This is a genomic window from Yersinia sp. SCPM-O-B-9106 (C-191) (assembly GCF_026183365.1).
GTDB lineage: Bacteria > Pseudomonadota > Gammaproteobacteria > Enterobacterales > Enterobacteriaceae > Yersinia > Yersinia rochesterensis.
This window is the reverse complement of sequence record NZ_CP110791.1, coordinates 384,252-398,537: the sequence shown is the minus strand read 5'-3', so window position 1 is coordinate 398,537 and position 14,286 is coordinate 384,252. Positions and strand designations below refer to the sequence as shown.

Here is a 14,286-nt window from a genome sequence, read left to right as displayed (position 1 = left end):
GCGACAGAACCTCTTAAACTCATAACGATAAGCATTGACATTATCCTCCCGCACCAAAGCCTCCCATTCGTTGCTCCTCAGCCCCAGAGTTCAGCGCACACCCGACCCCGGACAACACTTCAAGATAAAACGAAAGCTCCGTGCACTGCACAAATACCTGTTCCCCCAGCGTCAAACGAGAAACCGTTGCCTCTTCAGACGGCAGCATGAACATACCTACGTCAGCACATGGCAGGGGTTCGCATATGTGGCGTTCATCATCGATGTGTTCGCTGGTGTCATCGTGGGCTGGCGGGTCTCATCCACGATGGAAACTTCGTTCATCCGGGATGCACTGGAACAGGCACTGTGGGCCAGAAGGCCAGGCAGTGGCGTCATCCATCATAGCGATCGCGGGTCTCAGTATGTCTCTCTGGCTTACACGCAACGCCTGAAAGATGCCGAGGTGATGGCATCAGTGGGTAGCGTAGGAGACTCATACGACAATGCCCTGGCAGAAAGTATCAACGGGTTATATAAGGCAGAGGTTATCCACCGTCGAAGCTGAGAAAGCAGGCAGGATGTGGAGTTGGCGACGCTGGACTGGGTAGACTGGTTCAACAATCGGTGGCTTTTGGAGCGCATTGGTTATGTGCCCCCGGTTGAGGCAGAGCAAGCGTACTATGCTTCCCTGGTGAACAAGGATCTGGCAGCCTGAGTTCCCGGACTAAAAACTCTCCAAGAAAACCGGGGCGGTTCAGTATTGAAACGTTAACACAAAAAGCGACCGATTTAGAGCTGGCCGGATTCTGGCGTAGAGCTGCGACGCAGTGGCTTACTGTCATAGACCATTGCCTTGATGATGCTGAATCGGAACAGATTGCTCGGCGACGTGAACAGTGTTTACTGAAATCACAGGGGACACCAGAAGAGCGGCGACGAGCAGTCCGTAATCGTTACCGCAGTCAGGAACGATATAAAAACCGATATTAACCCTGGACACACAATAATGCGCATCCAGCGATACCGTAAGACGTGAGTTTTTATTGAGTCGTTGACCGGGTCAACTCGTCGGTGCTGCGGTGATAATTAATCAGGTAACGTTAAGAGAAAAAACCGATTTATCTGGCTGTTGTTCAGGTGGACTGCGTCGATAATGACCCTGGTGAGGCGCTGACGCAGTGCCTGAATTCACTGTGCGCTAACTCAGGGCACAGCAGAGTATGATTACTTAGAAGGCATACCGTACACCCAGCATAACATCATTCGACGTCACCGAAACTTTCGCTGTTTTACCACTTCCCTTAGGGGTCGTGTAATTTGCTTCAACATCTCCGGCATCGAGGTAACGGTAACTCAGGTCCATACTCACGTTATCCATGATGGCCCAGTTAACCCCCACCCCCACCGTCCAGGCAAAGTTGGTCGTACTGCCGGAGTGGTTACCGCTTCTTACCGAACCATCAACGATACCCGTACTGATTTGGGTATCGGTATCGACTGTATGGTGGTCCAACGACAGATGACTGACCCCAATCCCGGCAGAAACCCACGGCGTGAAGGGGGTGCTGTTACGCATATCCCAGTAGGCATTCATCAGCACGGTCTGGAGTTGAACCTCGAGGCTGTTCTCTGTTTTGCCTTCAAAGTCGGGATAGCCCCAGGAGGCTTGATTGTAAGTCAGGCTGTTATTGGAATGGGCTTTCCCGTAACCGGTATATTCCAACTCCACACGCACCGGCGCATTGAACTGCGAGTAAAAATCGTAACCCGCCGCCAGAGAGCCTGCAAAATTACTGTCACGTTGACGACCAAAATCATCCGAGCTCCCGTCTGATGCATAGCTCAGGGATTGATTACCGAGATTCATTATCCCCACCCCCACCTTACCCGAAAGGTAGACCCCGTTTTCAGGGGCGGCGACTACAGAGGCAGACACCAGTACCAGTAAACCCGACAGCAACGTTTTATTGAATATCATGACATTTCCTTGTGAGTAGAGTCATGGGCAGTGATAACACCTCGGGGTCCAGGCTCTGACAACAGAGCTATTGTCACAACGACAGGCATAAACGCTTAAAGAATCGACTGTCCTTGTTACCCATCATGTTATCGCCACCCCTTTATTGATAGAATATAACGATCGATAATATACTATCGATCGTTACTACCGATCAATTAAAAATGTAAATATCAATAAAAACATGCTGGTGTCGGAAAACTCACCACTGTCATACGAGGTTGCAGGGCATGTTCTCGCCCATCAGTGAAAGCGCTATTTTTTATTTTGGTGAAGGGGGGGTAATGGTCACCGAAACGGTACCAGTCGTGGGTAGTGATCAGTTGCTGCCCAGAGCACAGGGTTGGTTCGCTGCGTATTGGTCAGTCTTTCATTAAGTCATTCCGTGGGAAACCTCTGTCTGAGTTGAAAATAGCGCCAGTCAAAAGAAGGGAATACCACGTAATTAAATCGAGAGGCCGGGCTGAGTACTGGCCCATCTCACAGAGCCGGTCGTTATGGTAACGTCTCAGTACTGGCTGCAACCAAATGAGCGTTCTGCGCTGCTGTAGCGTTTGGTACGATGCTTTGCCATGTAACTCAGACGGAAAGTCAGTGCATCCAGTTTACCCATGAACTCCGGCTTATTGAGCTCCAGGAAAGCCAGAGGATTATCAACAAAGTGTACCAGCGTCAAATATTCAGGCCAGTCACGCTTATTCATTGCACTTAGCCAGGCGTTCTGAACAAGAGAGGCCAGACCTTTCCCCTGCTCGCCGTAGCTTCCCAGAGCATTGAACGTGTCTGTGTTGACGAAGAGGGCCATGTGATAATGCTTCTTGCCACCCAGTTCCGGTTGCTCCAGCACCCAGACGTAGCGAACTGAAGAGCGATGGCAGCGTTTACCTTCCCTGGCTTTTCTTTGTCGGTAAGCGACTATCTGAGCTTTCAGTGAGTCGATAAAGCGGGACATTAGCCCCGGGCTTAAGTCAGCATCACTGACAATACTGTCACCCACATCTCCGGCTTCCGGTAAGTGTAAATCCACCCTGATAACCGTGGTTTGTGGATGGTCCTGCAGTGCGTTACAGAGTACCCCTTCGATACGCTGTAGATATTTCTCGTTGAAAGGTTCATGGCGTTGGTCCACTACCATTGGGTGGATGATGTCATCGAACAAAAACATAATAGTTTCCTCCACCTGTCGGGAAACAGCAGGCATAGTACTGCCTTCCTGAAACACAGACAGGCATAGTACTGCCTTCCTGAAACACAGACAGGCATAGTGATTGGGAGATTTAGGGAGTAACGCTGATAGGGATATTGATTACAGGCGTTGTTTGTTGTTCAGCATATGGCTCAGATGATTACAGCATTATGCTCATTTAGGTATTTATTTAAGCAGCTGTATAATATGGATATTAATAGATTATTAGGTACATACTTAACAGACATATGGATGCCCATACTGATAATAGGTATATATTACCTATCCGACACTCACGTACGTTCACTGAACCTTACACCATACCGCTTAACACACTGATTTATTAGCTAAAATAACTCCGAAGTTAGCTGTTCCATATAATATGCCTTTACCCTGGAATGGCGGTCTACCCCGTCAGCATGTCGAGTGGCTTAAATCAGCGGATCGAGTACAGTGCGGTAGGCAAATGAGACATACTCATCCATCATGCTGGTGAGCCTGTGGTTCTCAGTCTGCCGGTCATTAACCCAGTTATTGACCTCCTCGCCTGATTTTAACGTCAGATTTTCAATCCAGTCAGCAAGACTATTTCCCAGCATCAAATCATACCAGCACAGCCAGACAAGCTTGAGACGGAGCTCAGTTCCTCTGAATTGCTGAAACAGGCTGGTGAGTTTATTTGCCAGTGAACGTTGTTTTAAACGGACACATTCGGAAAGTAAAATACCCTCCAGCATGGGGTGATGGACGAGTAAATGTTCCTGCGTACATAAACTAACGCTCAGGTCGTCCTCAAGGGATAATGATGCTGCCGATGTTTTACCGTAAATGATCCGGTGCAGGCATTGCGGAACAATCGCAATAACCGGGTCTTTCCCAGGAAATTGCAGACATCCTACGGTCAGAGCATGGGTGTAATAAATATTCTGATGACACATACCTTGGCGAACGGCCAGCTTTGTAAAATCCATCAGCCAGGTCTGGTAATATTTGTGAAGCTCTTCATAACGGGTTTTATAATCTTTCATGGTTTAAATATTCCTCGGGTATGAATGACAGGCAGCAGAAAATCTCCGGGTAGTCGGATAGTTATTTTCATGCTGCGAGTTTAGTTAGGGGAGAGGCCTATTTGCGGGACTGATTAATACGTTCCTGAAGCCAGGCTTCAACTTCGCTTTTTAACCAGCGAGAGCTACGACCCATCTTTATTGGTTTTGGGAAAACATCATCTTTAATTAGCTTATAGAACCACTTATCTGTTAACCCAGTCAGACTGGTGATAAATGCCATATTGACAAACTGGTCTTCTAAAAGAGAAGTATGGGTGTTCATTATTCGATTCTCCGGTTAAGAAAGGTAAGCCGGACTCGTGATGTTTGATAACGACCACGTGCTTCGGCATACCAACCGGGTATGGCGTAAAAAAGTAGAGGACTGTTGACCTCTGTTAGTACGCTGCGTACAAGCTGCTACCACAGACTCCAAGCAGCCATGCATTTATTCTCAGGCATCCAGAGCTTTCTGTTAAGGTTCACTGCATCGCTATCGCCTCATCAAAGGAATGACGTTTTGCAAAGCAGACGACTATAATGCGTAATGGTTACTGGGCCGGACGTAAAATTAGGGGTTAACGAGGTACAACCTATGCTAAGAGATCCACATTTCGGCGATTTAGTAACATAGACTCACGTTAAGGGAACTCATGAGAAATGCCGTAAGTCTAGGTGACTGAATGATTGGATCCTCGCACCACATCACTTAAGGTTGCAGCGTGCATAATTTGCAGACTTAGTCTCTGAAAACCTACAGCTATACATCATGAAAAAATCACTGTAAATTCAGTAGAATATCATTATTTTTTCAGTGGGAAATCAGCAATAGATGATGTTTTTTTAGTCATAAGTGATCCCTGGAGTCCCTTTCGAGTTTGTTTTTTCCCGCAACATTAGGAGGCTAAATGTTGTATTACGACGCAGTCAGAACTGACATTATGATTATCAGGTTGCTCCGATCTGGTTTCATTTACACCCCACATGACAGTGCTGGCGTACTAAGGAACAGTAATGATTCGCTCTGGGATGAGTTGCGTTGTGATACCTGGCAGCAGTGGAAAGCAATAGTTGAAAATGAAATCGGGGAGTATTTGTTAAGCGGTGCCACTCAAAGCTACTTTGTTACTCATTTGCAACAGGTAGCAGAAGAGCTGCTCATTGATAAAATCTACTTCCGTCGTTTGTCTGCTACTCCAAGGGCTGCATGGTTTGCGCTTTTGTATATTTGTGTGAATTGTATCGCTGACGATGAAAGTGCCCGAGGTGAACTACTTCGAGAAAGCATGCTTATTGAGGAGGCTTACGCAGCCTTAGAGGAGATTAATGCGGCTTCAGGTATAAATAAATACAAGGATAATCGCACGTTACACTTTGATGATTCTACAATATCGGTTCATCAGGAAAGTACTGGATTAGGTCATGGTCTCGAGCTAAAAAATAATAATAGTGATAGTGATAAACTCGACATTCTATTTTCATATTGCAACTGTATCACACCACCTCATGAAAAAATAAATACCAGCCCTCTTACTGGTCGAGAATTAATTGGTGAGATCATGCGTCACATAGATGATGCTCCTGTCTCACTAAAAAGGAAGAGAAATTATATTGCTGAACTTAATAACAGATGGCAGAGAAATTATAATGAGTTTTTGACTGACTTTGACTGGATAGATGCTAAAGACGACGATCAGGTTATATATTTGTGGACTTATCTCAAGAATAAAAATTTTATCCCTCCATATTTTGAGCCTTTTGATGGGGAGATGAGATATCAAATGCTGATATCTTGTCTGGATAATTGGTCTCCACTTGTAATCGGTGATAAGCAAGATTTCATCAGTAAAATGAGTCGGGCGTGGTCACAAAAAAAATCATCAGAAAAGAAATCAAAAGAAAAAGTTAAATCAAAATAATTTCAGACAGATATTATCCCAGTGAATCACCCCCGAAGCCTTCCTGGCTCGGTTTTTTTGTTTTTCTGTCTGAGGTCGTTTCATGAAAAAATCAGAAGGTCTGCAGGCCATCGAAAAGCCGCTGGCGTCACTCCCCCATGCCATTAGAAAACATATTCTTGACCATATTCAAAAGCTCACTCACTACGAGCCAGTCATCGGCATCATGGGTAAGACAGGAGTGGGTAAGTCGTCGCTGTGTAACGCATTGTTCCAGAGCGAGGTCACGCCCGTCAGTGATGTCGATGCCTGCACCCGTGACGTACTGCGATTGCGGCTGAGCAGTGGCGACCACAGCCTGATACTGGTAGACCTACCCGGTGTAGGTGAGAGTGAGCAACGGGATAGCGAATATGAATCTCTGTATCGCAATATCCTCCCTGAGCTGGATCTCATTCTGTGGGTCATCAAAGCCGACGATCGGGCGTTCTCCGTAGATGAACGTTTCTACCGGCGAGTGATGACGGGTTACCAGCAGCGGGTACTGTTTGTCGTTAACCAGGCAGACAAGATAGAACCTAGTCATGAATGGTATGTCACTGGCAATGCGCCATCACCGCACCAGTTGGTGAATATTGAAGCAAGGCTAGAATCCATTCGCCAGCTATTTTCACCGCATCATCCGGTATGTGTCATCTCAGCCAGGACTGAATGGAATCTGCCACCAATGGTAGAAACGATGATGCGCTGCCTACCTGACCGTGCCGCCAGTCCACTGGCAACTCAGTTGCACGGGAGGTTATGCAGTGAACCAGTAAAAAAGCAGGCGCGTGAGCGCTTTGGTGATGCGGTGGGAGAGGTCTTTGATTCAGCTGGATCGGCGTCATTCATTCCCGCACCACTCAAAGTGGTCATTCGAACAATCCGCGATACTGTGGTATCCGTTGCCCGCGCAGTATGGGACTGGATTTTCTTCTAAACAGATTCATTTGCCATTATCACCGGGACATACCCTGTCCATTTTGACGTTTTATCACTTACCTAATGGGGTCTGTTTTCTCCTCAGGCCCCGCCACGGCTGATATTGGCCACAGTAAAAAATACGTCTTTCGGTGTCCATTCCCTGTCCCACCCCCTCGTTAAAATAACCGCTTTATTTTCAACTTATTATCTCACCGGAGAACCTGTCTCATGACTCAAGCTGAACGTCGTCATGACCGGCTTGCTGTTCGATTATCGTTGATTATCAGCCGCCTGGTGGCGGGTGAAACGCTAAACATGCAAACGCTGGCAACTGAGTTTGGCATGTCGGTTCGTACCCTGCGGCGGGATTTTCGCGAACGTCTGATATATCTGGACCTGGAGTATCGCAAAGGTCAGTGTCGTTTGTTGTCCAGCAGTCGCCAACGGGAACTGGCGGTGATGACATTTGCTCGCCAGTCGGGGGTTGAAGCACTGTTTCCTGATATGGATAACCATCTGGTCGCCTCACTGTTGAGTGGGCCGGGGAGTCTCCCTGTCTTATCTGGCAGGGAGCAGCACAGCTGTCATCCCCAGACTCGGGCATATTCACCCAACTGGTGAGCGCGGTATCGGAACACCGGAAGGTGACGCTACTGGGAAGCGGTTGTCGTTGCACAGACCTTGCTCCCTATCGCCTGGTTCTACGTGAGGGCGAATGGTATCTGACGGGTGAGCATCAGGCCCGGATTGCCGTGTTTCCGCTGGCGGATATTCGGGCAGTCACGCTCCACAACGGCAGCTTCGCTCCAGATATGGCGATGCGCGACATCCTCTCTCACCCGGATTTTCTTCAGGCTTTACCCCACTTTCGCTTTTTTCATTCATTGCTTGTCGCAACTGACGACGGGCTTATACCTCAGAAGGAATAACCACGATGAAATTACTGACTACTACAATCCTGTCCGCCAGCATTTTCCTGGGCGCTGTTTCTCCGGCTGATGCCGGAAATATCGTTGGCTCTGTCAAGGCCTGGCAGTACATGCAGGCTGACGGCTGGAAATCTGCCGATGGCATGGATGACAACACATTGCACAATATGCTCTATCAGGCCAGCGTGATTGATAACTACCCCTGGACGAAACAGTTCCTGCTACGCGTTCGGGGTGGTGGTGCCATTTTCCTGGCCGACAAGAAAACCCACACTATTCGTCAACTAAAACTGAATCCTGCTGGTGAAACTTACAACGATATTGAAACGGTTTACCAGGGAGAAGATAAAGGAGAAGGATGTTATTTCGCCATCATTGATAACCAATCCTCAGTACGAGATAAGGCTATTGATGATCTGATTCGCCCTTCGTGGCCAGCGGTTCACGATACTGATGATGTTCTTAAGGCTAAAATTGCAAAAGTCAGGCAGCAGATAGCCCCGAAAGTCATCATGGTCATGCCTGATAACTGTACGAATAAACAACAGCAAGCCGCGCTGGCGGCTAAACGCTCGGAAAACGATCGGGAACTGCAGCAATGGGTGGCACAGCAGAGCCTGGCTGAGCTGTGTCGCCGTACCGGTAATTGTTGAGGCAATCCCTTGGGAAGAAAGGAATAGAAAAGTGAGTAAGGATTATCATAAGGTTACAGTAGTATTGATTCTGGGACTGTCTGCGCTGCTCTCCGGCTGTGATAACAAAGACAATGCCGAAGTGAAAGCCATTGCCGGGTTTAAAGACCTGACGGCACCCCGCTTTACCGATGTAGTATCAACACAAGCGGACATTGATAATCAGTGGGTGAAGAAAGACGCTTTTGGAACGCCGCAATACACGGTGATTAAAACCCGCAAATCGCCGGAAGGATGTAAGGCAGGGAATTATTACTATCTTGCCGATATGCGAGAAAAGACAGTTCAGCCGCTGATGGCATCTCTGTGTCTCGCAGACAACATCACCCTGAGCTTTCGCGAGGAAACCGACCGCTATACCAGTGAGAAATATGTCGTCTACTCTCACGACGGCAAGGAAATGGGCAAAGTTTATTTGCCTCAAAATCAGGAGCGCCACCAATGAGCCAATTTGCTAAAGTTTTACCTGTCATCGCCGGTTTAATGCTGTGCCATCTGTCATCCGCTTATGCGGATGAACAACGCTATATCAGCATCCGCAACACCGATACAATTTGGACTCCCGGTAATATCTGTGTATATCAGTTCCGCCTGGATAATGGCGACAGCGGTGTGGGATTCGGCCAACTGGCTGTTTCACTGCGGTTGAAAGACAACGCTGGCAACACGCTGGCGATGGGCACAATGGAAGTCGCCCCCTTTGGTGACAGCAATGCGACCCGCTCTCAGGAAGCATTTCTGGAACATGAATGTGTCGAAAACGTCAGTGCTGTTGAAATCATGAAGGCAACTGAAGAGCGCAGCGGCTATAAGTCTGACCTGCCACTGTCTGTATTCGACCCACAATATTACCAGCCACTGCCGATTTCGGTTGTCGGAAACAAGCCATCGTAATCTGGTTCAGGCTCGTATTTGCCAGACCTCTGCCCTCACGCAACACCGCCACTACACACCAGGCCATGCCTCCTTCGGGACGCATGGGCTTTTTGTTTTTAATCTCCCAATAAGGAATTAACGATGACCCGTTTAGCCTCCCGTTTTGGCCGGGTGAACTCTGTTCGCCGCGACCGCCCTCTGACCCATGATGAACTGGCCTACTATGTCCCCAGCGTCTTTGGCGAAGACAAGCATGTCTCCCGCAGTGCCCGATACACGTACATTCCCACTATTACCTTATTGGATAAATTGCGCGAAGAAGGGTTTGTGCCGTTCTTTGCCTGCCAGACCCGGGTACGGGACCCCGAGAAACGTGATTACACTAAACACATGCTGCGTTTGCGGCGCGTCACTCAGATAGCCGGTCAACAAGTGCCTGAAATTATTATGTTGAACAGCCACGATGGCAGCAGTAGCCACCAATTAATCCCCGGCATGTTTCGTGCAGTCTGTGCGAATGGTTTAATCTGTGGTGAGTCTTTTGGCGATATTCGTGTGCCACACAAAGGCGATATAGTGGATAAGGTGATCGAAGGCGCGTATGAAGTGCTGGGGATTTTTGACCGGGTAGCAGAACAACGTGAAGGTATGCAGGCATTAATGCTGTCAGCGGAGCACCAGCATGCACTGGCCCATGCTGCACTGACCTACCGTTACGGTGAGGAGCACCATCCCGTCACGGAGTCCCAAATCCTGATGCCTCGACGGTGGGAAGATAAAAAAGATGACCTATGGACAACTTTTCAGCGTGTGCAAGAAAACCTGAGCAAAGGGGGATTATCGGGTCGCAGCGCCACAGGCAAACGGGCACAAACCCGCGCAGTGAATGGGATTGATGGCGATATCAAGCTGAACCGCGCATTGTGGGTGATGGCGGAGCAACTTAAACAGGCAGTGACTTGATGCAACATGTTCCCGCCGACGCACGACAGGCAGACGAACATCCAGAGCCATTGGACAACAAACCTGGCTACCGTTCGATATCAGACGATGATATCTGTGCCTGGTGCAGCAATCTGTATTACCGACCCGGTGAAACCAGCCAGTGCCGGTTGATTAGCGAAAACAATGACTGGCCTGCCTGTTTTGATGCCAATGGCTACGCGCAATCCTGCCCCCAACTGCAACTGATTTTCACCGATCTCTGTCATCACACGACTGATAATTAATCGTACCTAAACGCACTCCCCGGTAAGTACTTACTCACTTTTATCCCCCCCACAAACAGGTTCCCCCGGTTTTCCGGTGGGGCCTGTTTTGTTATTAACCGATTATGGTACAAGGATTTTTCTCATGAACAGCCCCCTCAATACCGAAACAAACACACTCATAGCCACCCAGGTTTCTGATGCGCAACGCATCCATTTCTGGGCAAAACACTTTGGTCAGGTACCCAAATGGGCGTTGATTGAACCACAGTTTTTTCGTTGGCTGGACCGGTTGTGTGACGACTACCACGGCGACTTCTGGGACTTTTACACGCTCAGTAACTGTGGGGCATTTATGGTGCCGGGCACGGAGCAAGACTATGTGTTGTTTAACGCGCTCAATGGCAATGGTGCCACTGTCAGTCGTGAAGCTGCCGGTATCATCGCCTGCCTGATGGCTTACAGTCACCATGCCTGCCACACCGAGAGTGAGGCCATGACCGACCACTTTTACCGATTACGCGAATATGCCTTACAACACCCTGAAAGCCAGGCCATTTTTGACTTGATTGACTGACAAGCAGGAGTTCCCCCATGCCACATCAGCCTATGCGTGCTTCACTCCCCACCTTGCCTTTTGCCCAGCAACAGATTATCAGCCAGGCACTGGCGATACTGGAAACCCAACTCCGACACCGGCCCTATACCTTGACCTCACCCGAGGCAGTGAAAGCCTGGCTGCAACTCCATCTTCGCCCTCAGGGGCGGGAGTGTTTTATGGTGCTCTTTTTGGACAACCGCCACCGCTTGATGGCCAGTGAAACCGTTTCTGTCGGCACCTTTAATGCCACCACAGTTTACCCCCGCGAAATCGTTATTCGGGCACTGCACCACCGCTGTGCTGCCGTTGTCATCGCCCACAATCATCCGGCCGGAGACCCCACTCCGAGCCAGGCTGACCGTACACTGACTACCCGGCTGGTTAATGCGCTGAACATGGTCGACATCCGTGTACTGGACCACCTGATTATCGGTGAAAGCGAGCCGATTTCGTTAGCCGAGTTGGGGTGGCTGCCATGTTAACGACTATCCAACAAACCCACATCCTGACCCTTCGCGGTCGGCAATGCAGTACCGCACATATCACCGAGGACGACAATGCGCTGCTGTACCGGATATCCCATTGTCAGGTGGCATTCAGCGATGGCGAATGGATCCATTTTACCGGCACAGGCTATCTGATTCGACTTAATGCCTGGAACCACCCGGTATTGCGACTCCGACAGTTGGGCCTCTCCAAAGCCTGCCGCCGTCTGGTCACCACATTAATGAAACGCCATGGGCTAACCTACCTGCATATTGATGCCCTGGGGGATGTGTTGCCCGGTTTCGCCACATTCGACTGGTGATACCCCCGTTCGTTTCCTGACGTATCCCGCATTATCCACATTGAGAACATCCCCATGAAACCACGCGCCACAGCGCAGGATGCATTGCCCGTGCCTGTTATTTATCAGCAACTGCTCGCTTTTCTGCTGGAGCACCACTATGGCCTGAGCCTCAACGATACGCCCTATCACGATGAACAGATTATTACACAGCAGATAGAACAAGGGATTTCAGTCGGCGACACCATCAACACACTGGTTGAGAAGTATGCATTAGTGCGAATTGGTCGTAACGGGTTCAGCGCACTGGTACAAGACCCGATGCTGAGTAAGGGCGATATCGCCCGTGCTCGCCAGGCCGCAGGTCTGTGGCGTGCGCATTTTCCGCCAACGTTGCTGTACCCAACCGAGTCCCTCAATCCTATTCAATAGAGACCGTTAACATGAATAACCACATTACGACTTCCCCAACATGGGGCCTGAAACGTGATATTACGCCGCGGTTAGGGGCCCGACTGGTTCAGGAGGGAACGCATCTGCATTTTCTGAGCGACAGAGCCCACATTGTCGGCACCTTTTCCCCTCAAGCCACTCAGGTTCTTGATGCAGCGTTTCCCGCGCTGATAACCAAACTAGAATCGCAACTGCTGTCCGGAGCGCTGGATCCACGCCGTCAGCAGTGCCTTACGGTCCGGCACGGGGAATTTGTCTGTGAAGCGGATACGCTGGGTAGTCACGGCTATGTCTATATCGCGGTGTATCAAGAACTGTCTTGAACGGCAGGCACTGGCACCTGAAACATCCCTCTTCCTCGACGCCAACAACAAGAGTTGGCGTTTTGCTTTTATGGAGTTCCTACGATGTCTACTTCACTCAGCGCAGTTATCAACGAGCCGCAGGTTCTAACCGGCCACACCGATGTGATTTGCTCCACCAGCATTGAACGTATCATCACCGTGCGTAACACTGCGCTGGTGTAGATTGAAGCCCTTATCCACCAGCTTGAGGATATTTCGGCCATCACCCACAGCATTGGCGGTGGAGTGGCAAGAGACTGGGCCATGCGACAAGACTTCCGCTGCGGCAGCTGGCTCATGGAGAAAACAGAAACGGGCATGAAAGCGATTACCTGCAATCTCGATCGCAGTATATGGCGAGATCTGATGTTGAAATCGGGGATGCTGAGCCTGATGGATGCCCAAGCCCGTGACCAGTGGTACAGAAACCTTGAGGGAGATAATATTCCTGCCATCAACGAAGCCAACATACTCAGTACCTTTGAGCAACTCCACCAGCAGAAGGGCGACGTATTTGAACGCGGGGTCATCAATTTATTCAAAGGATTATCCTGGCACTTTAAAACCAACAGTCCATGCCAATTTGGCAAAAAAATAATCATTAGCAACCTAGTCAGTTGCAACCAATGGGGCTTTACCCTGAACCACGGTTACCGGCGAGACCAGTTGGCGGATTTGGAACGAATGCTTTATCTGCTGGATAGTAAACCTATTCCTGACAACCGTGGCGATGTGACAACTCGGCTTTATGCGCATATCAGTGCCAATCCGCATATAGCGAAAGTTTATGAAGACGATTACTTTTCGATAAAATATTTCATGAAGGGATCAGCGCACTTGGTCTTTAAACGATCAGACTTAGTGAATAATATGAATGATATTGTGGCGAAGCACTATCCAGAGATGCTGGCAACTCGCGTGTAAGTATTGCACCTAACATGCTACTGTCATCAAGTCATATCGCTGTTTGGTTACTACAACTTTTCTCCCATACTAGCCTGTGCAAAAGCCACAAAAGTTAGCGAGGGTACAAATGTGGGCACAAAAATAATCGAATTATATAAAATAGTTATATTACATGAAGATAATATCAAAGGGCGATTCCGAGTCCGGCACCATATTTAAAGAAACCAGCCTAAGGGCTGGTTTTTTGCTTTCTGGGAGTTCCGGTAGATTTCTGGTCGTCTTGGCCACAGTTACCACCACTCAGCCTCTTCCATTCAGCCTGAACATTTCCCCCTGACGGCACACTTAATCCTCCGGACACGGTGCCGGTACCTGCAGACCCTAAACTGGCATAT

At 49.0% G+C, this 14,286-nt stretch carries 17 protein-coding genes and 3 pseudogenes; 16 read left to right on the top strand and 4 right to left on the bottom strand.

Annotated features, from left to right (window positions below):
• Positions 1-208 precede the first annotated feature (208 nt).
• Positions 209-697: pseudogene (locus OP863_RS01820) on the top strand (IS3 family transposase); the annotation flags it as partial.
• Complete coding sequence (locus OP863_RS01815; RefSeq protein ID WP_322740185.1) at positions 694-972, top strand: PerC family transcriptional regulator; 279 nt, start codon at positions 694-696, stop codon at positions 970-972. The pseudogene OP863_RS01820 and the gene OP863_RS01815, both read left to right, overlap by 4 nt.
• Positions 973-1,210: 238 nt before the next feature.
• Here the strand turns inward: OP863_RS01815 and OP863_RS01810 are convergent, their stop codons facing one another.
• From OP863_RS01810 to OP863_RS01795, 4 genes are all read right to left on the bottom strand, one after another.
• Positions 1,211-1,960 (bottom strand): outer membrane protein, encoded by a 750-nt coding sequence (locus OP863_RS01810; protein ID WP_265525824.1) that lies wholly within the window; start codon positions 1,958-1,960, stop codon positions 1,211-1,213.
• A gap of 547 nt (positions 1,961-2,507) precedes the next feature.
• Positions 2,508-3,164, bottom strand: a complete 657-nt coding sequence (locus OP863_RS01805) for an inovirus Gp2 family protein (protein ID WP_265525823.1) — start codon at positions 3,162-3,164, stop codon at positions 2,508-2,510.
• Between the two features lie 452 nt (positions 3,165-3,616).
• A complete protein-coding gene (locus OP863_RS01800) occupies positions 3,617-4,213 on the bottom strand; it encodes a hypothetical protein (protein ID WP_265525822.1) in 597 nt (198 codons plus the stop codon).
• Between the two features lie 97 nt (positions 4,214-4,310).
• Positions 4,311-4,517, bottom strand: coding sequence for a helix-turn-helix transcriptional regulator (locus tag OP863_RS01795; RefSeq protein WP_265525821.1), 207 nt, complete (start codon positions 4,515-4,517; stop codon positions 4,311-4,313).
• Positions 4,518-5,142: 625 nt separating this feature from the next.
• Here OP863_RS01795 and OP863_RS01790 point away from each other — a divergent pair.
• The 14 genes and pseudogenes from OP863_RS01790 (at position 5,143) to OP863_RS01725 (ending at position 13,909) form a co-directional block, all read left to right on the top strand.
• Positions 5,143-6,153, top strand: coding sequence for a hypothetical protein (locus tag OP863_RS01790; RefSeq protein WP_265525820.1), 1,011 nt, complete (start codon positions 5,143-5,145; stop codon positions 6,151-6,153).
• A gap of 82 nt (positions 6,154-6,235) precedes the next feature.
• Positions 6,236-7,111: a GTPase family protein gene (locus tag OP863_RS01785; protein WP_265525819.1), complete on the top strand. Its 876-nt coding sequence runs from the start codon at positions 6,236-6,238 to the stop codon at positions 7,109-7,111.
• Positions 7,112-7,323: 212 nt separating this feature from the next.
• Positions 7,324-8,024: pseudogene (locus tag OP863_RS01780) on the top strand (WYL domain-containing protein).
• A 5-nt stretch (positions 8,025-8,029) separates the two neighbouring features.
• Complete coding sequence (locus OP863_RS01775) at positions 8,030-8,677, top strand: hypothetical protein (RefSeq protein WP_050104448.1); 648 nt, start codon at positions 8,030-8,032, stop codon at positions 8,675-8,677.
• A 31-nt stretch (positions 8,678-8,708) separates the two neighbouring features.
• A complete protein-coding gene (locus OP863_RS01770) occupies positions 8,709-9,161 on the top strand; it encodes a YfjS/YafY family lipoprotein (protein ID WP_025382926.1) in 453 nt (150 codons plus the stop codon).
• Entirely contained in the window at positions 9,158-9,610 is a 453-nt protein-coding gene (locus OP863_RS01765) for an IrmA family protein (protein WP_265525818.1), read from the top strand. Before OP863_RS01770 ends, OP863_RS01765 begins: the two co-directional genes overlap by 4 nt.
• 123 nt (positions 9,611-9,733) lie before the next feature.
• On the top strand, positions 9,734-10,555 hold the full coding sequence (locus OP863_RS01760) for a DUF932 domain-containing protein (protein ID WP_265525817.1): 822 nt from the start codon (positions 9,734-9,736) through the stop codon (positions 10,553-10,555).
• Positions 10,555-10,821, top strand: coding sequence for a hypothetical protein (locus OP863_RS01755; protein ID WP_265525816.1), 267 nt, complete (start codon positions 10,555-10,557; stop codon positions 10,819-10,821). The genes OP863_RS01760 and OP863_RS01755 overlap by 1 nt, the downstream gene beginning before the upstream one ends.
• A 124-nt stretch (positions 10,822-10,945) precedes the next feature.
• Positions 10,946-11,377 (top strand): antirestriction protein, encoded by a 432-nt coding sequence (locus tag OP863_RS01750; protein WP_265525815.1) that lies wholly within the window; start codon positions 10,946-10,948, stop codon positions 11,375-11,377.
• A 32-nt stretch (positions 11,378-11,409) separates the two neighbouring features.
• A complete protein-coding gene (radC, locus tag OP863_RS01745; protein WP_265526217.1) occupies positions 11,410-11,883 on the top strand; it encodes a RadC family protein in 474 nt (157 codons plus the stop codon).
• Positions 11,877-12,209 carry a DUF5983 family protein gene (locus OP863_RS01740; RefSeq protein ID WP_265525814.1) on the top strand — a complete coding sequence of 111 codons (333 nt, stop codon included), beginning with the start codon at positions 11,877-11,879 and terminating at the stop codon, positions 12,207-12,209. Before radC ends, OP863_RS01740 begins: the two co-directional genes overlap by 7 nt.
• Positions 12,210-12,263: 54 nt before the next feature.
• Entirely contained in the window at positions 12,264-12,620 is a 357-nt protein-coding gene (locus OP863_RS01735; protein WP_265525813.1) for a TA system toxin CbtA family protein, read from the top strand.
• An 11-nt stretch (positions 12,621-12,631) separates the two neighbouring features.
• Entirely contained in the window at positions 12,632-12,964 is a 333-nt protein-coding gene (locus OP863_RS01730) for a type IV toxin-antitoxin system YeeU family antitoxin (protein WP_265525812.1), read from the top strand.
• A gap of 84 nt (positions 12,965-13,048) precedes the next feature.
• A pseudogene (locus OP863_RS01725) lies at positions 13,049-13,909 on the top strand (DUF4942 domain-containing protein).
• Positions 13,910-14,286: the final 377 nt, after the last annotated feature.